At 70.4% G+C, this 20,081-nt stretch carries 19 protein-coding genes; 10 read left to right on the top strand and 9 right to left on the bottom strand.

Going from position 1 to position 20,081, the window contains the following annotated elements; genetic code table 11:
• The first annotated feature begins 119 nt into the window (after positions 1 to 119).
• On the top strand, positions 120 to 1,535 hold the full coding sequence (locus AOK17_RS11160) for an MFS transporter (RefSeq protein ID WP_055612238.1): 1,416 nt from the start codon (positions 120 to 122) through the stop codon (positions 1,533 to 1,535).
• Between the two features lie 13 nt (positions 1,536 to 1,548).
• Here the strand turns inward: AOK17_RS11160 and AOK17_RS11155 are convergent, their stop codons facing one another.
• The 3 genes from AOK17_RS11155 to AOK17_RS11145 form a co-directional block, all read right to left on the bottom strand.
• Entirely contained in the window at positions 1,549 to 2,532 is a 984-nt protein-coding gene (locus tag AOK17_RS11155; RefSeq protein WP_055612237.1) for a DMT family transporter, read from the bottom strand.
• A 77-nt stretch (positions 2,533 to 2,609) separates the two neighbouring features.
• Positions 2,610 to 3,344 carry an ArsR/SmtB family transcription factor gene (locus AOK17_RS11150; protein ID WP_055612236.1) on the bottom strand — a complete coding sequence of 245 codons (735 nt, stop codon included), beginning with the start codon at positions 3,342 to 3,344 and terminating at the stop codon, positions 2,610 to 2,612.
• A 61-nt stretch (positions 3,345 to 3,405) separates the two neighbouring features.
• Positions 3,406 to 4,044 carry a TetR/AcrR family transcriptional regulator gene (locus tag AOK17_RS11145; RefSeq protein ID WP_055612235.1) on the bottom strand — a complete coding sequence of 213 codons (639 nt, stop codon included), beginning with the start codon at positions 4,042 to 4,044 and terminating at the stop codon, positions 3,406 to 3,408.
• Positions 4,045 to 4,147: 103 nt separating this feature from the next.
• Between AOK17_RS11145 and AOK17_RS11140 the strand changes: the two genes are divergently transcribed.
• From AOK17_RS11140 to AOK17_RS11130, 3 genes are all read left to right on the top strand, one after another.
• A complete protein-coding gene (locus tag AOK17_RS11140; protein ID WP_055612234.1) occupies positions 4,148 to 5,299 on the top strand; it encodes an acyl-CoA dehydrogenase family protein in 1,152 nt (383 codons plus the stop codon).
• 60 nt (positions 5,300 to 5,359) lie between these two features.
• Positions 5,360 to 5,647 (top strand): YiaA/YiaB family inner membrane protein, encoded by a 288-nt coding sequence (locus AOK17_RS11135; protein ID WP_055612233.1) that lies wholly within the window; start codon positions 5,360 to 5,362, stop codon positions 5,645 to 5,647.
• 102 nt (positions 5,648 to 5,749) lie between these two features.
• Positions 5,750 to 6,379 carry a TetR/AcrR family transcriptional regulator gene (locus tag AOK17_RS11130; protein ID WP_055612232.1) on the top strand — a complete coding sequence of 210 codons (630 nt, stop codon included), beginning with the start codon at positions 5,750 to 5,752 and terminating at the stop codon, positions 6,377 to 6,379.
• A gap of 98 nt (positions 6,380 to 6,477) precedes the next feature.
• Here AOK17_RS11130 and AOK17_RS11125 read toward each other — a convergent pair whose 3' ends face one another.
• Positions 6,478 to 6,939, bottom strand: coding sequence for a MaoC family dehydratase (locus tag AOK17_RS11125; RefSeq protein WP_055612241.1), 462 nt, complete (start codon positions 6,937 to 6,939; stop codon positions 6,478 to 6,480).
• A gap of 140 nt (positions 6,940 to 7,079) precedes the next feature.
• Between AOK17_RS11125 and soxR the strand changes: the two genes are divergently transcribed.
• The gene (soxR, locus tag AOK17_RS11120) at positions 7,080 to 7,589 is read left to right on the top strand and encodes a redox-sensitive transcriptional activator SoxR (RefSeq protein ID WP_055612231.1); all 510 of its coding nucleotides are present in this window, start codon (positions 7,080 to 7,082) and stop codon (positions 7,587 to 7,589) included.
• Positions 7,590 to 7,626: 37 nt separating this feature from the next.
• Here the strand turns inward: soxR and AOK17_RS11115 are convergent, their stop codons facing one another.
• Both AOK17_RS11115 and AOK17_RS11110 read right to left on the bottom strand, forming a co-directional pair.
• Complete coding sequence (locus AOK17_RS11115; RefSeq protein WP_055612230.1) at positions 7,627 to 8,694, bottom strand: RNA ligase (ATP); 1,068 nt, start codon at positions 8,692 to 8,694, stop codon at positions 7,627 to 7,629.
• 162 nt (positions 8,695 to 8,856) lie between these two features.
• The gene (locus AOK17_RS11110; protein ID WP_055612229.1) at positions 8,857 to 9,585 is read right to left on the bottom strand and encodes a 3-keto-5-aminohexanoate cleavage protein; all 729 of its coding nucleotides are present in this window, start codon (positions 9,583 to 9,585) and stop codon (positions 8,857 to 8,859) included.
• A 54-nt stretch (positions 9,586 to 9,639) separates the two neighbouring features.
• Between AOK17_RS11110 and AOK17_RS11105 the strand changes: the two genes are divergently transcribed.
• Positions 9,640 to 10,158, top strand: coding sequence for a hypothetical protein (locus AOK17_RS11105; protein WP_055612228.1), 519 nt, complete (start codon positions 9,640 to 9,642; stop codon positions 10,156 to 10,158).
• A gap of 45 nt (positions 10,159 to 10,203) precedes the next feature.
• Here AOK17_RS11105 and AOK17_RS11100 read toward each other — a convergent pair whose 3' ends face one another.
• Positions 10,204 to 10,812 (bottom strand): hypothetical protein, encoded by a 609-nt coding sequence (locus AOK17_RS11100; protein ID WP_055612227.1) that lies wholly within the window; start codon positions 10,810 to 10,812, stop codon positions 10,204 to 10,206.
• Between the two features lie 326 nt (positions 10,813 to 11,138).
• On the opposite strand from AOK17_RS11100, the gene AOK17_RS11095 reads away from it, so the two are divergent.
• Positions 11,139 to 13,940, top strand: coding sequence for a penicillin acylase family protein (locus AOK17_RS11095; RefSeq protein ID WP_079052935.1), 2,802 nt, complete (start codon positions 11,139 to 11,141; stop codon positions 13,938 to 13,940).
• 24 nt (positions 13,941 to 13,964) lie between these two features.
• Here the strand turns inward: AOK17_RS11095 and AOK17_RS11090 are convergent, their stop codons facing one another.
• A complete protein-coding gene (locus AOK17_RS11090) occupies positions 13,965 to 15,332 on the bottom strand; it encodes a hypothetical protein (RefSeq protein WP_055612225.1) in 1,368 nt (455 codons plus the stop codon).
• A gap of 108 nt (positions 15,333 to 15,440) precedes the next feature.
• On the bottom strand, positions 15,441 to 16,712 hold the full coding sequence (locus tag AOK17_RS11085) for an exo-beta-N-acetylmuramidase NamZ family protein (protein ID WP_055612224.1): 1,272 nt from the start codon (positions 16,710 to 16,712) through the stop codon (positions 15,441 to 15,443).
• Positions 16,713 to 16,876: 164 nt separating this feature from the next.
• Between AOK17_RS11085 and AOK17_RS11080 the strand changes: the two genes are divergently transcribed.
• The 3 genes from AOK17_RS11080 to AOK17_RS11070 all read left to right on the top strand — a co-directional run bounded on the left by AOK17_RS11080 (position 16,877) and on the right by AOK17_RS11070 (position 20,023).
• Positions 16,877 to 17,686 (top strand): SDR family oxidoreductase, encoded by an 810-nt coding sequence (locus AOK17_RS11080; RefSeq protein WP_055612223.1) that lies wholly within the window; start codon positions 16,877 to 16,879, stop codon positions 17,684 to 17,686.
• Positions 17,683 to 19,350, top strand: a complete 1,668-nt coding sequence (locus tag AOK17_RS11075; protein ID WP_055612240.1) for a class I adenylate-forming enzyme family protein — start codon at positions 17,683 to 17,685, stop codon at positions 19,348 to 19,350. Before AOK17_RS11080 ends, AOK17_RS11075 begins: the two co-directional genes overlap by 4 nt.
• Positions 19,351 to 19,429: 79 nt before the next feature.
• A complete protein-coding gene (locus tag AOK17_RS11070) occupies positions 19,430 to 20,023 on the top strand; it encodes a TetR/AcrR family transcriptional regulator (protein ID WP_055612239.1) in 594 nt (197 codons plus the stop codon).
• Positions 20,024 to 20,081: the final 58 nt, after the last annotated feature.

Below are 20,081 nucleotides of genomic sequence, written 5' to 3'. Positions count from 1 at the left end.
GGGACGGGTAGGGGCGGCGGGGGCGAGAAAAGACCAATCCCCGCACACCCGTTGACCCACATACCGTCCGGTCAGTACGTTGCCGCGAACGTCCCCGCACCCACCGGAGTGTGCACCACATGGACACCGCTCCTTCCGCTCTCCCCAGCACATCCACCCCCGCGCAAGACGCCAGAAACCGCCGCAAAGGCGCAACGGCCGCCGCCCTCGCCTCAGCAGTCGAGTGGTACGACTACTTCGTCTTCGGCATAGCGGCGGCCCTGGTCCTCGGAGACCTGTACTTCCCCGCAGGCAGCCCCTCCGCAGGAGTCCTCGCCTCGTTCGCCACCTTCGCGGTCGGCTTCCTCGCCCGCCCCTTCGGCGGAGTAATCGCAGGCCACCTCGGCGACAAACGAGGCCGCAAGCCCATGCTGGTCCTGGCCCTGACCCTGATGGGCGTGGCCACGACAGGCATCGGCCTTCTCCCGACGTACGAGACGATCGGCATGGCCGCCCCGGTCCTCCTCGTCACGCTTCGCGTCATGCAGGGCATCGCGGTCGGCGCGCAGTGGGGCGGCGCGATGCTCCTCGCCACCGAGTACGCCCCGGAAGGCAAGCGGGGCATCTACGGCAGCTTCGTCCAACTCGGCGTCCCCATCGGTGTGGTGACCGCCAACTCGGTGTTCCTGCTCGCCGGCGCGTTCACCAGCGAGTCGGCGTTCGCCGCGTGGGGGTGGCGGCTCCCGTTCCTGGTTGGCCTGCTCGTCCTCGTACTCGCCTGGTACATCCACAAGCACGTCGAGGAGACCCCGGAGTTCCGGGCGGCCGAACGGGCCCTGGCCGAGAAGGAGAAGGAGGAGAAGGGCCAGGCAACAGAACAGGGAGCAGACAAGGAAGCAGGTAAGGAAGCAGGCAAGGGAGTAGGCAAGGGAAAGGGCGGCGACCGCGCGCGGAACTCCCCACTCCGCACCATCCTCCGCGGCCACCTCGGCACGGTCTTCCTCGCGGGCGGCTCGTTCGCCGTGAACACCGCGACCTTCTACATCCTGATCACCGGCGTCCTCGACTACACGACCCGCGAACTCGACATGAACCGCGGCGCCGTCCTCACGGTCTCCCTCTGCGTGAGCCTCACCCAGCTCGTCCTGATCCCCGCGTCCGCCGCGCTCTCCGACCGCATCGGCCGCATCCGGATCTACGGTCTCGGCGCGGCCGGCATCGCCCTGTGGGCCGTACCGATGTTCCTGCTGATCGACACGGGCTCGCTGTTGTGGCTGGCGGTCGGCACGTTCGTCGCCAGCTGTTTCCTCAGCATCATGTACGGGCCCCAGGCGGCCCTGTTCGCCGAGCTGTTCACCCCCGAGATGCGGTACACGGGTGCCTCGCTCGGCTATCAGATCGCAGCCGTCCTGGGAGGCGGGCTCGCGCCCTTCGTGATGGTGCTTCTGCTGGAGACGACGGGCACGTCGATGTCGGTGGCCGCGTACATCATCGGGCTCGCCGTGATCGCCCTCGGGTCGATCAAGGTCCTTGCGGACAGGGCGCGTTCACGCTGAGAGGCCGGGCCGCCTAGGCCTGCTCGCGCTGCGGCTCCGGACTCGTCTCCGGGGCCGCGGCGACCGGCCCGGCGGCAGCCGCAGGCCCAACTTCCTCCGCCGCGGCGGCCGTTCGCGGGCGCGACCGCGACACCGCCACCCCCGCCAGACACACCAGCCCGCCGACGAGCGTGATCCAGCCCGGCACCTCGTCGAGTGCCACCCAGGACATCAGCACGACCAGCGCGGGCACCGCGTACGTCGTGGCGCCCATCTTCCCGGCCGTCGTACGGGCCAGTGCGAACGCCCAGGTGGTGAACGCGAGGGCGGTCGGGAAGACGCCCAGGTACACCATGTTGAGGGTCGCGGACAGCGGGGCGTCGGCGGCATCGGACACCAGCTGCCCCGCGAACGGCAGACAGGCGACCGCCCCGATCGCACAGCCGAACGTCGTCACCTGGAGCGCGGAACCGTGCCGCAGGGCCGGCTTCTGGGCGACCACACCGCCCGCGTACGCAACCGCGGCGAGCAGACAGAGCAGCACGCCGAGCACGGAGGCGCTGCCCTCGCCCGACATGGACAGGCCGACGACCGCCGCTCCCGCGAACGACACGGCCATCCCGGCGAGCAGCCTCGGCGGCAGCCCCTCCTTGAGGAGCCACCCCGCGAGCAGGGCCATGATCAGCGGGCCGACGTTCACCACCAGGGCGGCGGTGCCCGCGTCGACCTTCTGCTCACCCCAGTTGAGCACCACCATGTAGAGCCCGAACCAGAGCAGCCCGGACACCACGATGCCCGGCCAGGCGGCACGCGGCGGCAGCCCCTCCCGGCGTATCAGACAGATCACGCCGAGGACCAGCACCCCGGCGAGCAGCCGGCCGAGCGCCAGCGCACCGGGCGCGTACGCCTCGCCCGCACTTCGGATGGACACGAACGCGGAGGCCCACAGCAGCACGGTGACTGTCGCGGCTCCGGCCGCGAGCAGTTCCGTACGACGGGGGGAGGGGAGAGACTTCATCACGATCCAGAGGCTAGGCGGGGTGACCGGAAAGGGCTCGCGGTTTTCGGACCGGGCGTCCCTCCGGCGGGCGCGGGTCAGTGGAGCGTTTCCGGCTGGATTCCCAGTAGTTCCGACAACGCCCGTTCGCCCTCGGCCGTGACCTTCACGGCTCGCTCCGAGCCGATGCGTACGCACCAGCCCGTGTCCAGGGCGTGCCGGCACAGCGCGGCTCCCGCGACGCCGGCGAGATGGGGACGGCGTTCCGTCCAGTCCAGGCAGGCCCGGGCGATCGGGCGTCGACCGGTGCGTACGAGGGGGACGCCGAGGCCGTCGAACCAGCGCACCCCCTCGTCGGTGAGCGCGAACCCCGTGTCCTGCCGGAGCAGTCCGAGCCCTGTCAGCGCGTCGGTGACGGCGATGCCGAGGCGGCCGGCCAGGTGGTCGTAGCAGGTGCGTCCCCGGGCCATCGCGCTGCCCGCGCCGGCCTCACGCAGGGTGCGTGGTCGTACGGCGGCCGTCGGCGCGACCTGGGCGGCGAGGTCCTCGACGAGCTGGGCGACCCGGGCGTCGGCCAGCCGTACGTACCGGTGCCGCCCCTGCCGTTCCTCGGCGAGCAGCCCGCCCGCGACGAGCTTGCCCAGGTGCTCGCTGGCCGTCGACGCGGCGACCCCCGCATGCCGGGCCAGCTCCCCGGCGGTCCACGCCCGCCCGTCGAGCAGCGCCAGCAGGAACCCGGCCCGCGTCTCGTCGGCGACGAGAGAGGCGAGGGCGGCGAGCCCGGCGGCCTCGGCGCGCGCACTGCTCGTACGGCCCGGACGTGAGGAGGTCATGCACCCAGCATGCGCGACACACAGTTCGGCGAGCGCCGAACGATGAGCGCAAGCGGAACGCCTACTCCCCGCGCAGCCCCTCGTACTGCGACGCCAACCCGTCCAGCAACGCCCTGAGCCCCGTCTCGAAGGCCCGCTCGTCGATCTTCTCCTGCTGCTCGGCGAGAAGATGCGCCTGCCCGAGGTGGGGGTAGTCGGCGGGGTCGTACGCGGTCTCGTCGTCCACGAAGCCCCCGGCGAACGATCCCAGCGCGGAGCCCATCACGAAGTACCGCATCAGCGCGCCGATGGACGTGGCCTGCGCCGGGGGCCACCCGGCCTCGACCATCGCACCGAAGACGGCGTCGGCGAGCCGCAGTCCGGCCGGGCGGCGGCCGGGGCCACGGGCCAGGACCGGGACGATGTTCGGGTGGTCGCGCAGGGCGGCCCGGTAGGAGACGGCCCAGTCGTGCAGCGCGGTGCGCCAGTCGCGCCCGTCCTCGAACATCGACAGGTCGACCTGCGCGCTGACCGAGTCCGCGACCGCCTCCAGGATCTGGTCCTTGGTCCGGAAGTGGTTGTAGAGGGACGGACCGCTCACACCCAGTTCGGCGGCGAGCCGGCGCGTCGAGACGGCGGCCAGGCCTTCGGCGTCCACCAGCGTCCGGGCCGCCCCGACGATCCGGTCGGTGCTGAGGAGGGGCTTGCGCGGTCTGGCCATGGCGCACATAGTAGGGCTGCGAACCAGAAACTAGCAGTGCTAATTTAATGCTGCAGCAGTCATGTCGCGGCCGTCACGTGGCCTTCGACCGGGAGGACTCGTCATGAACCTGGGGCTCAGCGAGGAGCAGACCGCCGTCCGACGGCTCGCCAGGGACTTCGTGGACCGGGAGATCGCCCCGCACGTCGTCGCCTGGGACCGGGCGGAGGAGGTCGACCGCTCGATCGTGAAGAAGCTCGGCGACGTCGGCTTCCTGGGCCTCACGGTCGACGAGGAGTACGGCGGATCCGGCGGTGACCACCTCGCGTACTGCCTGGTGACGGAGGAGCTGGGCCGGGGCGACTCCTCGGTCCGCGGCATCGTCTCGGTCTCCCTGGGCCTCGTCGCCAAGACCATCGCGTCCTGGGGGAGCGAGGAACAGAAGCGGCAGTGGCTGCCGGGGCTCACCTCGGGCGCGTACGTCGGCTGCTTCGGCCTCACCGAACCGGGCACCGGATCCGACGCCGGCAACTTGTCGACCAGGGCGGTACGCGACGGCGACGACTACGTGATCAGCGGCAGCAAGATGTTCATCACCAACGGCACCTGGGCCGACGTCGTGCTGCTCTTCGCCCGCTCGACCGACGCCCCCGGCCACAAGGGCGTCTCCGCCTTCCTCGTGCCCACCGACACCCCCGGCCTGACCCGCCGCACCGTCCACGGCAAGCTCGGACTGCGCGGCCAGGCCACCGCCGAGCTGGTCCTGGAAGACGTCCGCGTACCTGCCTCGACGCTGCTCGGACCCGAGGGCAAGGGCTTCTCCATCGCCATGTCCGCGCTGGCCAAGGGTCGGATGTCCGTCGCGGCCGGCTGTGTCGGCATCGCCCAGGCCGCGCTGGACGCCGCCGTGACGTACGCGACCGAGCGCGAGCAGTTCGGCAAGACCATCGCCCACCACCAGCTCGTCCAGGAACTGCTCAGCGACATCGCCGTGGACGTCGACGCGGCCCGGCTCCTCACCTGGCGGGTCGCCGATCTCGTCGACCGGGGCGAGCCGTTCGCCACCGAGTCCTCCAAGGCCAAGCTCTTCGCCTCGGAGGCCGCCGTGCGCGCCGCGAACAACGCCCTCCAGGTCTTCGGCGGCTACGGCTACATCGACGAGTACCCGGTCGGCAAGCTGCTGCGCGACGCCCGCGTGATGACCCTCTACGAAGGCACCAGTCAGATCCAGAAACTGGTCATCGGCCGTGCACTGACAGGGATTTCGGCCTTCTGAGTACGCGTCTGAGTACGCGAGCGGATGTGGCCGCGGCCACGTGGGCCGACTCTGGTGCGCATGAGTGAGACACCGGTCAAGCAGCAGAACACCGCCGCCTTCTACGGCCAGGCGGTCCTATCGTTCGGCGTCGCCGTCGTCGCCACCACCATCGGCATCTTCAAGCTGGAGGCCGACACCTGGGTGCGCGCCTTCCTCGGGATCGCCGTCCTCTACCTCGTCACCTCCGCCTTCACCCTCGCCAAGGTGATCCGCGACCGTCAGGAGGCCGGGCAGATCGTCAGCCGGGTCGACCAGGCCCGTCTGGAGAAGCTCCTCGCCGCACACGACCCCTTCGAGAAGCTGTAACCCGCTGAGCGGGATTTCCACGCCTCTGATCGGGCACTCTAAGCGCCCGCTCAGTATCGGAGGTATGGTGTTCGTTCTGCCAGTGGAAGGGGCGAACCAGCGATGAGTACGGCGGAGGAGACGGCCGGTGCGGAGATGCCGCCGTGGGCCGAGGTCACCCCGGACGCGGCCCGGCGGCTGCTCGTCGCCGCCGTGGAGGCCTTCGCCGAGCGCGGGTACCACGCGACGACGACCCGTGACATCGCGGGCCGGGCGGGGATGAGCCCGGCCGCGCTCTACATCCACTACAAGACCAAGGAAGAACTGCTCCACCGGATCAGCAGGATCGGCCACGAGAAGGCCCTGGAGATCCTGCGGACGGCGGCCCAGGGCGAGGGCGGCGCCGCCGAGCGGCTGGCGGACGCCGTGAGCTCCTTCGTCCGCTGGCACGCCGGCGGGCGTACCACCGCACGGGTCGTGCAGTACGAACTGGACTCGCTCGGCCCGGACGCCCGGGCCGAGATCATCGCCCTGCGCCGCCAGGTCGACGCCGAGGTCCGCGGCATCATCCAGGACGGCGTGGCGGCGGGCGACTTCGACGTCCCGGACGTCCCGGGCACCACCCTCGCGGTCCTCTCCCTGTGCATCGACGTGGCCCGCTGGTTCAACGTCAACGGGACGAGGACGCCGGAAGAGGTGGGCGCCTTGTACGCGGACCTGGTCCTGAGGATGGTCGGGGCCGGGCCCCGTTAGGGGCGCGGGGCTGTGACACCTGCGGCTCTGCCGCGGGGCGCGCCCAGCCACGACCGACCCGCAGCTCACGCCACGGACAGCCGGGAAGCAGTACCGAGCTAGAAGTAGTACCGGGACACGGACTCAGCCGCACAGACCGGCTTGTCGCCCCCCTCCCGCTCCACGGTGAAACCGACGGACACCTGCACCCCACCAGGCACCTCATCGACCCCCGTGATCTTCGCCGTCGCGCGCAGCCGCGACCCCACCGGCACCGGAGCGGGAAAACGAACCTTGTTCGTCCCGTAGTTGACGCCCATCTTCACCCCCTCGACCTTGATCAGCTGGGGCCCGAACAGCGGCAGCAGCGACAACGTCAGGTACCCGTGGGCGATGGTCGTCCCAAAGGGACCCGCCGCGGCCTTCTCGGGGTCCACGTGAATCCACTGGTGGTCCCCTGTCGCTTCGGCGAACAGATCGATCCGCTTCTGGTCGACCTCCAGCCAGTCGCTGTACCCCAACTGCTCGCCCACCGCCGCCTTCAGTTCGTCGGCGGACGTGAAGATCCTCGGCTCTGCCATGTCCCTGGCCTCCCGCGTAGCAATGTCTAAGCAACTGCTTAGCATGGTAGGGCGAGGGTTCCATGTCAACGGACCGGAAGCGTGACGCGTGACGAGGAGGGCGGGCGAGGCGGGTCGACGGCATGGGTAGGCTTCGAGGGGTGCCCCAGATTCCCGAGAAGATCCACGAACTCACGGTCGGCCAGCTGTCGGCCCGCAGCGGCGCCGCCGTCTCGGCCCTGCACTTCTACGAGTCCAAGGGCCTGATCAGCAGCCGCCGCACGACAGGCAATCAGCGCCGCTACCACCGCGACGCGCTGCGCCGGGTCGCCTTCGTACGGGCCGCGCAGCGCGTCGGGATCCCGCTGGCCACGATCCGCGACGCGCTCGCCGAGCTGCCCGAGGAGCGCACTCCGACGCGCGAGGACTGGGCCCGCCTCTCGGAGGCCTGGCGGTCCGAACTCGACGAGCGCATCAAGCAGTTGGGCCGCCTGCGCGACCACCTCACCGACTGCATCGGCTGTGGCTGTCTCTCGCTGGAGACCTGCGTCCTGTCCAACCCCGACGACGTCTTCGGCGAACGGCAGAGCGGCTCCCGCCTGATGGTGGAACGCCCGGGCACCAGGAAGCAGCGCGAGCAGCCGGAGAAGGAGCCCAGGAACTGCGGCTGACGCGGTCACCGGGCTCCTGATGGCCCCGGGCCCCTCCTCACTCGTACTCCGTGCCGCCCTTCCGTGTCAGATACGCCGGGCTGACCGCCTTCGCGACGGCCCGGCCGCCCGTCACCGGGCTGTACCGCTCGGTGGCGGGCCTGATCACGACACCCTCGCGCAGATGCAGCCCCTGCCCGGAGACCGTCTCGCGCCCGGAGGCGAACTCCAGGACGCGGCCGATGTCGTACGGGCCTTCGTAGAGCCGTGGCACGAGCGGCAGTTCGCCCGTGAGCAGCTCCGTCGCGTCCAGCCAGCGGACCTCGCCGTCGATCTCCGCGGACACGTCGAACACCGCGTACCCGAGCGTCTCGCGGCGGCCGTCGGCGCCGTAGGTGAGGTCCTGGACGCCCGCTCCGTACACCTCGCCGAAGACGCCGACCCGGCGCGCCCCGAGCCGTTCGGCGAGCCGGGCCGCGGCTGCCGCGACACCGTGCCCGTGGACCGCGCGCCAGTACAGGTTGCGCGGGTCCTCCGTCAGGGCCAGGTACTTGCCGCCGAAGCCCTTCGAGGAGACCTGGACGCGGCCGTCCTCGGCGAAGTACGTGAGCAGGCAGGCCGAGCCGTGCAGCTTCTCGGTCAGGACCACATCCTCGCCCGGGGCGAAGATGTCCGGGTAGCGCTGGATGTTCTCGATGTCGACCCAGGGCAGCAGATCGGGGGCAGGCTCGACCTCGCCGTCCATCGTGGGCGGTATCGGCGGCACCCACTTGGTGATGCCGAGCCGCTCCGCGAAGTCCGTGCCGTCCGCCGCGGCCCGTGCGAGGTCGACGCCGGCCAGCGCCTTCGGCAGGCAGACGATGCCCTGCGACAGCTCGCCGCGCAGCCGCACCGCCTTCACCCGGTCCGACCTGCTGCCCGCGAGGCGTCCGGTCAGGCCCAGCTCCTCGATCAGCTCCTCGGGCAGCACGGACTGCTCGGGGATGTAGACGGCGGTCTCACCGGTGCGGTACACGCCCTTGGCGACGACTGCTCGGTACAGGCCCACCTGGGCCAGTTCGAGCGCGTCGGCGTTCGGATGCTCGTGGACGGTCAGCACTTCGGCGGTGACGCGCAGCGTCGACATGGTGGGACTCCTCGGATTCCTCAGACCGGTTTCATCGCCTCCAACTGTCCGTACGGGAAAGGGGTGGAGCGAAGGATTTTGGGACTGGTATGTGCTCGGCCGGAGCCGGAGCCGGAGCCGGAGCCGGAGCCGGAGCCGGAGCCGGAGCCGGAGGACGAGTGGTCAGAGGGCGCGCCGTGCTCTCTCGTGCTGGACCAGCCCTTCCGCCACCAACTCCGCATTGGACGCCGCCCGTTGGCCGTCCGGCAGGAACAGCGTGTCCTCCAGGCCGATCCGCGTCGCGAGCCCGAGGTGACCGGCGAGCCGGAGGACCGGCCAGGTGCCGCCCTCCTCGCCGTGCAGCAGGAGGGGGCGGCCGTGAGCCGGGCCGAGCGCGGCCAGGAGCTCCCGCGCCGAGGCCTCGGCCGTGTCGGGATCCTGGTCGGTCACCTCCGCCAGGACGCGCAGGACCCGTGGGCCGAGTGGGGACGCCGCGAAGCGTGCCGCTCCGTCCGTGTCGGACCAGATGCCCGCCTCCACGGCCACGCCCCGCTCCAGGAGGGCCGCGGCGACCTGCTCGGCGCCCGGCTCGTGCCAGTTGACCGAGGCGTGGTCGGGCAGGACGGTCCATTCGCGGATGCGGGCCACGCGGGCGGTGGGGTCGGGCTCGGCCCAGGCGCCGGTGGTCACGCCGACGGGGACGGTGACCCGGGAACGTATGTGCTCCAGCGTCGCTGCAACCGCTTTCGGCGACAGCGTGTCTTCTCCACAGGGGGACTTGGGATGTACATGGATGTCCGACGCCCCGACCGCGACGGCCTCCGCCGCGGAGTCGGCCATCGCCCCCGGCGACAGCGGCACGAGAGCGCCGTCGCCGGACCCGCGTCCCCCGTTCACACACACCTGCACCATGCCCCGATGGTGCCAGGCGCCACTGACAACCGGAGATCGAAGGAGGAACAGGCGATGAGCCTGGCCATCTGCTCGCTCAAGTGGGAAGCCGCGCACACGGGGGCGCAGACGATCACGTACGACAGCGACGGGTACCACCTCGTGCGCTTCCCGTACGTCACGGGGGAGGAGCAGTACGACCCCTGGAACATGCACGACCCGGCGCAGGGCGGCGACAGTGCGTCGGCGTTCCCCGACGCCCGCTCGGCCCTGATCTGGCCCAGCCACGACGGCTGGGGCGTCCTGTCCGCGATGGTCTTCTGGGAGGCGGACTCCGCCGGACTCGAATACCGGGCGCGCTACGTCCGGGACCCGCTGAACCTCTCGACGGGCTACAACTCGACGGCCACGACCGACATCGCACCCACCCGCGGCGGTCAGTACCGCACCTACATGTGGCAGATGTTCGTCCATCCGGGGACGCCGCTCGGGCTGAAGATCTCCGTGCGCGGCGCGGGGGACGTGAAGGTCTCGACACCGCTGATGCTCGCCGAGTTCAAGCTCGCCATCCACACCGACGTCAAGACGCCGTAGCCGATCGCCCGGGGGTGCGGTTCCGCCGGCGCACCCCCGGCACGCCTAGCTCGCCACCGACACCAATAGACGCCCTCTTCTGGCTTCTGCCAGGGCCTCGGGCGTGAGAACCGGCCGCGGGACCACGATCCCGCAGGCCGTGCAGACCGGACCCGTCGACGGTTCGTGGGCCAGGTCGTACTTCCAGGTGAGGCGCTCGCCCGAGCAGACCGGGCAGACGGTGCCCGGCTCGCGCTCCAGGGCGGCGATCAGCCGGCGCAGCACCTCGGCCATCGGCTCATGGGGGTGGACCCGCGGGTCGTCGCACCAGGCGACCCCGAAGCCGCCCCAGGTGAGCCGGTGCCAGTCGTCCACGCTGCCGGGGCTGCGCAGACCGTCGTGCTTCTCCTTCTTGCGGCGCTGTGCGAACCCGGCCTCGTAGGCGAGCCATACGGAGCGCGCCTCCTCCAGTTCGTCCAGTGCGGCCACGAGCCGCGCTGGATCGGGGGACCGGTCCTCGGGGCCGAACCCGGCCCGGGAGCACAGATGGTCCCAGGTCGCCCGGTGACCGTAAGGAGCGAACCTCTCAAGGCACTTGCGCAGTGAATAGCGCCGCAGTGCCAGATCGCTCCTCGGGTCGCGCACCTGTCTCGCCAGACTCCGAAAGCCGGCCATCGCCCTGCACCTCCGTCACACCTGCACCTGTACTTCGGTCACTTCGGCGTCGTCGAAAGGACGTCGCCGAATAGACGTATCGACACGCGATTCGGCTCCATCTGTTTTTCGGCGACTGCCGGAAAGCCGCCAATCGGGCGATTTCGGACCGCCCATCAGACGGTTCTCGGCCGTCCACCGTCTGCTTCTCGCCGTCGGCCGCTGCGGCCGACGGTGCGTCGGGGGATCCGTCGACCCCTCCGGCGCCAAAAGTGACGCATGTTCATCTTCAAACTCGGGGATACCGGCGGTAACGTCCGGCTCACCCCCGTCGCGAGGAGCCAGCCATGCCCCGGCGTACCCCACGCACCATCCTCGACAGACAGAGAACTCCCCGCAGATTCACCAAGTTCCTCAAGGGCGCATCCATATGCGCACTCGTTGCCGGTCTTTTGTCTCCGCTTTCCCAGACGGCCGCCGCGCAGCCCGCCTCGGCACCGGCCGCGGCAGCCGCGAACGACTACTGCGGCGGCCGGTGTTCCGACATCCTCCCGGCGGGCCAGAACGGCAACGCGACCCTCGCCGAGATCATCCTGAACCAGGCCTTCGGCACCCAGCCCGCACACGCGGACGACCAGCTCGCGCCCTATGGCAACCTCGCGTCGGGGTACTCCGGGCTCACCGACGCCAAGATCAACGACTTCTTCAGGGACGCCTCGTTCGGGGTCCCCGCCGACCAGGTCGAGTCGACCCTGAAGCCCGCCGGACGCACCGACGTCACGATCGTCCGCGACAAGAAGACCGGTGTGCCGCACATCACAGGCACCACGCGTTACGGCACGGAGTTCGGCGCCGGGTACGCGGCAGCCCAGGACCGGCTGTGGCTGATGGACGTCTTCCGGCACGTCGGACGCGGCAAGCTGACCCCCTTCGCCGGTGGCGCGCCCTCCAACCAGGGCCTTGAGCAGGAGTTCTGGCGCCACGCCCCCTACACCGAGGCCGACCTCCAGGCCCAGATCGACAACGCCGTCGCCACGAACGGCGCCCGCGGCCAGCAGGCCCTCGCCGACGTCCGGGCCTACATCGCCGGCATCAACGCCTACATCGACGCCTCCGACAGCGGTCGCTACTTCCCCGGCGAGTACGTCCTGACCGGCCACAAGGACTCCGTCACCAACGCCGGGACCATCGAGCACTTCAAGGAGACCGACCTGGTCGCCCTCGCCTCCGTCATCGGCGCGCTCTTCGGCTCCGGGGGCGGCGGCGAGGTCAACAACGCCATCTCACTGCTCGCCGCCCAGTCCAAGTACGGCGTGGAGGAGGGCACCAAGGTCTGGGAGTCCTTCCGCGAGCGCAACGACCCCGAGGCCGTGCTCACCGTCCACAACGGCGAGAGCTTCCCGTACGCCACCAAGCCGGCCGACCCCCAGGGCGAGGCCCTGCCCGCCGCGGGCTCGGTGGCCGAGGAGCCCCTGGTCTACGACCGCACCGGCAGCGCGGCCACCACCACGGCCACCGGGACGTCCGCCGCGGCGACGGCGAGCGCCCTCAGCTCGGCGAAGCGCGGCATGTCCAACGCCCTCGTGGTGAGCGGCAAGAGCACGGCGAGCGGCAACCCGATCGCCGTCTTCGGACCACAGACCGGCTATTTCGCGCCACAGCTGCTGATGCTCCAGGAGATCCAGGGCCCCGGCCTCAGCGCCCGTGGCGCCTCCTTCGCGGGCCTCAGCATGTACGTCGAACTCGGCCGCGGCCAGGACTACGCGTGGAGCGCCACGACCTCCGGCCAGGACATCATCGACACCTACGCGGTCGAGCTGTGCCAGGACGACACCCACTACCTCTACCGCGGCACCTGCACGGCCATGGACAAGATCGAGCAGACCAACGCCTGGAAGCCCACCACCGCCGACGGCACCGCGGCCGGCTCGTACCGGATGCAGGTCTGGCGCACCAAGTACGGCCCGGTGACGCATCGCGCCACGGTCGACGGCAAACGGGTCGCGTACACCACCCTGCGCTCCTCCTACATGCACGAGGCCGACTCGATCATCGGCTTCCAGATGCTCAACGACCCCGACTATGTGAAGAGCCCCCAGACCTTCCAGTCGGCGGTGCAGCACATCAACTACACCTTCAACTGGTTCTACGCCGACTCGCAGCACACCGCGTACTACAACAGCGGTGACAACCCGGTCCGCGCCAACGGCGTCGACGCCGAGTTCCCGGTCTGGGCGCAGTCCGCGTACGAGTGGAAGAACTGGACGCCGACGACCAACACCGCCGACTACACCCCGGCGTCCGCCCACCCCAACTCCATCGACCAGGACTACTACATCTCCTGGAACAACAAACAGGCCAAGGACTACACCACGGCTCCCTGGGGCAACGGCTCCGTCCACCGCGGGAACCTCCTGGAGGACCGGGTGAAAAAGCTGGTCACCGCGGGCGGGGTGACCAGGGCGTCGCTCACCAAGGCGATGGCCGACGCGGCGCTGGCCGACCTGCGTGCCGAGGACGTACTGCCCAAGCTGCTGAAGGTCGTCAACAGTTCGCCGGTCACCGACACGGCGGCAGCTGCGGCGGTGACGAAGCTGTCCGACTGGGTGACGGCCGGCGCCAAACGCAAGGAGACCTCGGCCGGTTCGAAGGCGTACGCCAACGCCGAGGCGATCCGCATCCTGGACGCCTGGTGGCCGCTGCTGGTGAAGGCCGAGTTCGAACCCGGCCTCGGCAGCGACCTCTACACCGCCATGACCAGCAACCTCCCCGTGGACGAGCCCCCGTCGGCCGGACACGGGCCCACCGGCTCGCACGCCGGAAGCTCCTTCCAGTACGGCTGGTGGAGCTACGTCCACAAGGACATCCGGGCGGTGCTCGGCGAGACCGTGGAGGGCGGACTCGCCAAGCCGTACTGCGGCGGCGGCAGCCTCACTGCCTGCCGGACCATCCTGATCAACAGCCTCAAGGAGGCCGCGGCGAAGACCGCCGCCCAGGTCTACCCGGGCGACGACCTCTGCTCGGCCGGCGACCAGTGGTGTGCCGACTCGGTCAACCAGCGCACGCTGGGCGGCATCAAGCACAACAAGATCAGCTGGCAGAACCGGCCGACCTACCAGCAGGTCGTGGAGTTCGCCTCACACCGGTGACGACAGGGACCAGCAGGCGGCGGGTCACCGGATACGGCCCGCCGCCAGCACCACCTGCGCCAACTCCCGGTGACAGATGTCGCTGTGGGCCCCCGACGGGGCTCCGCCGCGCTTCACCACCGCGGACGCGTCGATGTTCACGCACCCCGACACGGGCAGCTTCGCCCGCAGCGCGTCGGCGAGCTCGAACCCCTTCGTGCCCGCCACCGCCTGCACCCCGTCGAACCCCAACGCCCCCCACTTGCTGCCGAGAAGACGCGGAAGCCGGAGGTCGACGGCGGAGTCGCTGTCGCCCGCCATCCGGGAGGCCATCGGGTAGACCGTCCCGAGCGCCGAGTCGAAGCGCGAGAAGCAGCAGACCAACGGGCCGTCGACACGGTCCTGTTGACCGTGCAGGACGCCCTTGCCCCGCGCGTCGTGCGGCAGCCGCGCCGCGAACGCGTAGTGGGAGAAGGCCGCTTGGAGCAGTGTCACCGACTTCACGTTCCGTACGCCCTTGGGCAGCCCGCGCAGCGCGAACGACACCAGGCGCCCGCCGAAGCTGTGCCCCACGAGATGCACCCGCAGCCCGGGCGCCACCTGCGAGAGCCGTCCGACCAGCGGGCCAAGACCGCGCTCACCGACCGTGCCCGCGCGCCGCTTCATGGCGAAGTACGTTGCCTGCCGCAGCAGTTCATGCGCGCCGTCCCAGACGCGGGGAAGCCCGAAGGACGCCTGGACTCCTTCGCTCCCGGCCCTGGTCCCGGTCCCGACTCCGACCGCGAGCTCGCCGTCGGCGCCGGCCCGTTCCTCCGCCAGTGCCCGCGCGAACTCCCGGCACATCTCCGCCGGGTCCCCGAGGAACATCTCCGGGTCGCACTGCGGCCCGGCCGCCGCCACGGTGTCCGCGGCGAACGCCGTCCCCGGCGCCTCGGGATGCAGCTCGACGAGCAGCCGTACGAGCCGACCGAACTCCTCCAATGCCGCTTCCTCGTCCGGCTGTTGGTCGAGCATCCGGGCGATCTGGTCGACCAGGGTGGCCCGGCCGGGGAAGACCTCCAGCAGACCGCCGCGGGTGCCCTTGTCCAGAGCCGGCCCCACGGTCGCTGCCGTCACCGTCCGCTCGAAGTCGGGGATCGGCTCGTCCGAGAACCGCATCGACGGCCACACCACGCCCACGAACCCGAGCCGCGCGTTCGGCGCGAGCCCGGGGAACGGTTCGAAGAACCGGCTGTAGAGCCGTGTCGCCCCCGACCGGTCGCTGTTCCAGCCGTGCGCGAACACGATCAGATCCTTGACGCCCCGCTCCGACGCCTCCTTCAGCAGCCGGTCGCGCTGCCCCGCGTTCACATCCCCGTCCGCGTCGAACGTCAGCTCCCAGTAGGGAGTCACACCCACTTCCGGCTCCGCCATGACGAGCCTCCTTCGGCCCCCGTAACCCGCTCATATGCGGGCATCGTCCCGCTGCGGAGGGGAGTTGGCCATACGTCAGGTGCGGTCCGACCGGCCCGAACTCATGTCTCAGCGATAGAGGAGGTACTTCCCGCGCATCCGGCGGAAGGCCGCCAGCTCGCCCTGCCAGGCCGCCACGACCTCGTCGGCACCCGCGCCCGCGTCGATCATCGTGCGGACCTGCGTGGAACCCGTCAGCTTGTCGATCCAGTTGTCGGAGCGCCAACTGAAGCCGCTCCACACCTTCTTGGCGGTCACCAGCAGCACGATCCCGGTGCGTACGGGGTCGTACGCGGCCCGGTCGTGGACATGGATCTGCACGCCCCCGACGGTCTTGCCCTGGAACTTCGAGAAGGTCGGCGCGAAGTACGCCTCCCTGAAGTGCACACCGGGCAGCCCGAGTTGCCCCGCCTCGGCGGCCCACCGCCGGTCGATCCCCTCCGCGCCGAGCAGCTCGAACGGGCGGGTCGTGCCACGCCCCTCCGACAGGTTCGTCCCCTCGAAGAGACACGTCCCCGAGTACACGAGCGCGGTGTCCGGCGTCGGCATGTTGGGGCTCGGCGGCACCCAGGGGAGGCCCGAGGCGTCGTAGAAGTCCGAGCGCTTCCAGCCCGACATCAGCACGGTGTCCAGCGGCACCGGCGCCGCGAGGAACTCCTTGTTGAACAGCCGCGCCAGTTCCGCCACCGTCATCCCGTGCGCCTGTGAGATCGGCTCCCGGCCCACGAAGGTCGCGAACTCCTTGTGCAGCACGGGGCCCTGGGCGCTCCGGCCGGTCACCGGGTTCGGCCGGTCGAGCACCACGAACCGCTTCCCGGCGAGCCGGGCCGCCTCCATGCAGTCGTACAGCGTCCAGATGTACGTGTAGAAGCGGGCGCCCGCGTCCTGGATGTCGAAGACGACGGTGTCCACGCCGGAGGCCGTGAAGATGTCGGCCAGCGGCTGCCCGCTCTTCAGATACGTGTCGTAGACCGGGAGACCGGTCGCCGGGTCGTCGTAGCGGCCCTCGGAGCCGCCGGCCTGGGCGGTGCCGCGGAAGCCGTGCTCGGGGCCGAAGACGGCCACCAGGTTCACCCGGTCGTCCGCGTGCATGACGTCGACGATGTGGCGGACGTCGCGTGTGATGCCGGTCGGGTTGGTGACGATTCCCACGCGTTCGCCGTCGAGGAGGGTGTAGCCGTCCGCGGCGAGACGCTCGAAGCCGGTCCGCAGGCGGCGGGCGCCCCTCTGTTCCTGTGCTTCCTGGGCGGCTGCTGCTGCGGCTGAGGTGGGCGGGCTCGCCGAGAACGCCGCCGCGGCGGTTGTGGCGGCGAGGAGACTCCGTCTGGAGAGGCGGCGCATGTGTGACCTCCGTTGTCCGCGGAAGGCTGGCAGGAGCACGCTAAGGGCTCCGCCGGTCGTTCGTAAGCTGCGGGTGCATTGTGGCTTGTCGCGCCCGCGCGGCGGAGCCGCGTATTGACGCAGTCCCGCGCCCCTTACGGCGTGCATACCGACCGGTTAGTCTGATGGTCGAGCAGAGCCTCATCTCGTCGTGTCGAAGGAGACCGAAGGTGGAAGCCGTGCAGGGTGCCGGAGTGGTTGTCACCGGAGCTGGAGGGGGCATCGGGGCCGCGTTGGCGCGGCGGTTCGCTGCCGAAGGGGCCCGGGTCGTCGTCAATGATCTGGATGCCGGGAAGGCGAAGGCCGTTGCCGAGGAGATAGGGGCGATCGCCGTTCCGGGGGATGCCTCCGCGATCGTGGCCGAGGCGCGGGACGCGCTCGGGGGCACGGTCGACGTCTACTGCGCCAACGCCGGGCTCGGCTCCGGCGGCTCGGAGGCGGCTCCCGAACGGGTCTGGGAGCTCGCCTGGGACGTGAACGTGATGGCCCACGTCCGTGCGGCCAACCAGCTGATCCCCGGCTGGCTGGAGCGCGGCAGCGGCCGTTTCGTCTCCACCGTCTCCGCGGCGGGACTGCTCACGATGGTCGGCGCGGCCCCGTACAGCGTCACCAAGCACGGTGCGTACGCCTTCGCCGAGTGGCTCTCCCTCACGTACCGCCACCGTGGTCTGAAGGTTCACGCGATCTGTCCGCAGGGTGTCCGCACCGACATGCTCGCGAGCACGGGCAGTGCCGGGGATCTCGTTCTCGCGCCCACCGCCATCGAGCCCGAGGCCGTCGCCGACGCCCTCTTCGCCGGGATCGAGGAGGACCGCTTCCTGATCCTGCCGCACCCCGAGGTCGCCGACTACTACCGGGCGCGGGCCACCGACCCCGACCGCTGGCTGACGAACATGAACCACATCCAGCAGAAGTGGGAGGCGGACGGCCGGTGACCACCTCCCTGTACGCGGCCCAGCCGTGGCTCGCGCTCCTGAACGACGCCCAGCGCGGGCCCATAAGCCCGGTCGACTCGCCCGTGCACGCCCTGCGCCGAGCCGTCGCCGAGGCCCCCGACCGCACCTTCCTCACCTACTTCGACGGACGCCTTACCTACCGCGAGGTCGACGAGCTGAGCGATTCCGTCGCAGGGCACCTCGCCGCCCGGGGCCTTGAGCGCGGCGACCGCGTCGCCGTCCTGCTGCAGAACTCCCCGCTCTTCGTCCTCGCCGTCCTCGGCGCCTGGAAGGCCAGCGCGACCGTCCTGCCCGTCAACCCGATGTACAAGTCGGGCGAGGTAACCCACGTCCTGCGGGACGGTGAGGTCACCGCACTGATCTGCTCCGACCGGGCCTGGGAGTCGTACCTGCGCGAGACCGCCGCCGACTCGCCCGTACGCGTCGTGCTCACCGGCTGCGAACTGGATCTGCAGACGCGGGGCGACGCACGCGTGCTGAACTTCGAGCGGCTGCCGCAGGCGCCGGACGCCGATGATCTGGTGACTGTCGCGAGGGCAGGTCTCCGGGCCCCCGAGGGCCGCGACCTCGGTCCCTCGGACGTGGCGCTGATCAGCTACACCTCGGGCACCAGCGGTGCTCCCAAGGGAGCCACCAACACGCACGGCAACATCATGTACAACGCCGAGCGGCAGCGGACCGGCCTCGCGCTGCCCGAGGCGCCCGTGTACTTCGCGATGGCACCGCTGTTCCACATCACCGGGATGGTCTGCCAGTTCGCCGCGTGCCTCAACAGCGTGGGCACGCTCGTCCTCGCGTACCGCTTCGAGTCGGGGGTCGTCCTCGACGCGTTCGCCGAGCACCGGCCCCACTACACCGTCGGCCCCTCGACCGCCTTCATGGCCCTGGCCGCGCATCCGTCCGTCACGCCGGACCACTTCTCATCCTTCGTCAACATCTCCTCCGGCGGCGCGCCCGTGCCGCCCGCGCTCGTCGAGAAGTTCCGGGCCGGCTTCGGGCCGTACATCCGCAACGGGTACGGACTCACCGAGTGCACCGCGCCCTGTGCCTCGGTGCCGCCCGGTCGCGAGGCCCCAGTCGACCCGGTCTCCGGGACGCTGGCCGTCGGTCTGCCCGGGCCCGACACGGTGGTGAGGATCGTCGACGAGCAGGGCGCGGAGGTCCCCTTCGGGGAGCAGGGCGAGATCCTCGTACGCGGTCCGCAGGTCGTGCCCGGCTACTGGCGCCTGCCCGAGGCCACCGCGGAGACCTTCCCCGACGGCGAACTGCGCACCGGCGACATCGGCTTCATGGACACGGACGGCTGGCTCTACGTGGTCGACCGCAAGAAGGACATGATCAACGCGTCCGGCTTCAAGGTGTGGCCGCGCGAGGTAGAGGACGTCCTCTACACCCACCCCGCGGTCCGCGAGGCGGCTGTCGTCGGGGTGCCCGACGGATACCGTGGCGAGACCGTCAAGGCGTACATCAGCCTTCGGCCGGGCGCGGATGAGGACCCGGATGCGTTCGCCGCGTACTGCAAGGAGAGACTGGCCGCCTACAAATACCCGCGCCAGGTCGAGATCCTGCCCGACTTGCCGAAGACGGCAAGTGGGAAGATCCTCCGTCGGGAGCTGCGTTACCGGTCGCAGGACGGTCAGTAGACCGCCGTGGGGTGGCCGGTGACGCCGGCGGACCACGGAAACAGAACTGCACATTGACACTGGAAGGCAGGTGGCGGCAGTGCCCAGGACGACGGACGGGGACGGCACGCCCGTCCCGCGGCGGCTGTTGGCAGCCGCCACCCGGCTCTTCGCCGAGCGCGGTTACGACCGCACCTCGGTCCAGGAGATCGTCGAGGCGGCCGGTGTCACCAAGGGGGCGCTGTACCACTACTTCGGCTCCAAGGACGACCTGCTCCACGAGGTGTACGCGCGTGTGCTGCGGGTTCAGCAGGAACGGCTCGACGCCTTCGCCGACGCGGACGCGCCGGTGGAGGAGCGGTTGCGGGGGGCCGCCGCCGATGTCGTCGTCACGACGATCGACAACCTTGATGACGCGGCGATCTTCTTTCGCTCCATGCACCACTTGAGTCCTGAGAAGAACAAGCAGGTGCGGGCCGAGCGGCGGCGGTACCACGAGCGGTTCCGTGCGCTGATCGAGGAGGGGCAGGAGGCCGGGGTCTTCTCCACGGCCACCCCTGCCGACCTCGTCGTGGACTACCACTTCGGTTCCGTCCACCACCTGTCCACGTGGTACAGCCCGGAGGGCCCGATGACCCCGACGGAGGTCGCCGATCACTTGGCGGACTTGCTGCTGCGGGCGCTCCGGCCGTAGCGCGGGGGTGGCTCGACGGACCTTTTTCGCCCCCGCCGCCCCTACCCATTCCCGTCCC

Source organism: Streptomyces phaeochromogenes, assembly GCF_001418655.1.
Lineage (GTDB): Bacteria > Actinomycetota > Actinomycetes > Streptomycetales > Streptomycetaceae > Streptomyces > Streptomyces phaeochromogenes.
The sequence above is the reverse complement of the archived record's forward strand: the minus strand, read 5'-3'. Positions and strand labels throughout refer to the sequence as shown.

Bases quoted from the DNA above. Each gene is read 5' to 3' on its own strand.
- AOK17_RS11130 (WP_055612232.1), top strand. From the start codon at position 5,750: ATGAGTACGGCGGAGGAGACGGCCGGTGCGGAGATGCCGCCGTGGGCC.
- AOK17_RS11145 (WP_055612235.1), bottom strand. From the start codon at position 4,044: ATGGCCAGACCGCGCAAGCCCCTCCTCAGCACCGACCGGATCGTCGGG.
- AOK17_RS11105 (WP_055612228.1), top strand. From the start codon at position 9,640: ATGAGCCTGGCCATCTGCTCGCTCAAGTGGGAAGCCGCGCACACGGGG.
- AOK17_RS11085 (WP_055612224.1), bottom strand. From the start codon at position 16,712: ATGCGCCGCCTCTCCAGACGGAGTCTCCTCGCCGCCACAACCGCCGCG.
- AOK17_RS11140 (WP_055612234.1), top strand. From the start codon at position 4,148: ATGAACCTGGGGCTCAGCGAGGAGCAGACCGCCGTCCGACGGCTCGCC.
- AOK17_RS11155 (WP_055612237.1), bottom strand. From the start codon at position 2,532: ATGAAGTCTCTCCCCTCCCCCCGTCGTACGGAACTGCTCGCGGCCGGA.
- AOK17_RS11090 (WP_055612225.1), bottom strand. From the start codon at position 15,332: ATGGCGGAGCCGGAAGTGGGTGTGACTCCCTACTGGGAGCTGACGTTC.
- AOK17_RS11135 (WP_055612233.1), top strand. From the start codon at position 5,360: ATGAGTGAGACACCGGTCAAGCAGCAGAACACCGCCGCCTTCTACGGC.
- AOK17_RS11095 (WP_079052935.1), top strand. From the start codon at position 11,139: ATGCCCCGGCGTACCCCACGCACCATCCTCGACAGACAGAGAACTCCC.
- AOK17_RS11125 (WP_055612241.1), bottom strand. From the start codon at position 6,939: ATGGCAGAGCCGAGGATCTTCACGTCCGCCGACGAACTGAAGGCGGCG.
- AOK17_RS11080 (WP_055612223.1), top strand. From the start codon at position 16,877: ATGGTCGAGCAGAGCCTCATCTCGTCGTGTCGAAGGAGACCGAAGGTG.
- AOK17_RS11100 (WP_055612227.1), bottom strand. From the start codon at position 10,812: ATGGCCGGCTTTCGGAGTCTGGCGAGACAGGTGCGCGACCCGAGGAGC.
- AOK17_RS11110 (WP_055612229.1), bottom strand. From the start codon at position 9,585: ATGGTGCAGGTGTGTGTGAACGGGGGACGCGGGTCCGGCGACGGCGCT.
- AOK17_RS11150 (WP_055612236.1), bottom strand. From the start codon at position 3,344: ATGACCTCCTCACGTCCGGGCCGTACGAGCAGTGCGCGCGCCGAGGCC.
- AOK17_RS11115 (WP_055612230.1), bottom strand. From the start codon at position 8,694: ATGTCGACGCTGCGCGTCACCGCCGAAGTGCTGACCGTCCACGAGCAT.
- AOK17_RS11160 (WP_055612238.1), top strand. From the start codon at position 120: ATGGACACCGCTCCTTCCGCTCTCCCCAGCACATCCACCCCCGCGCAA.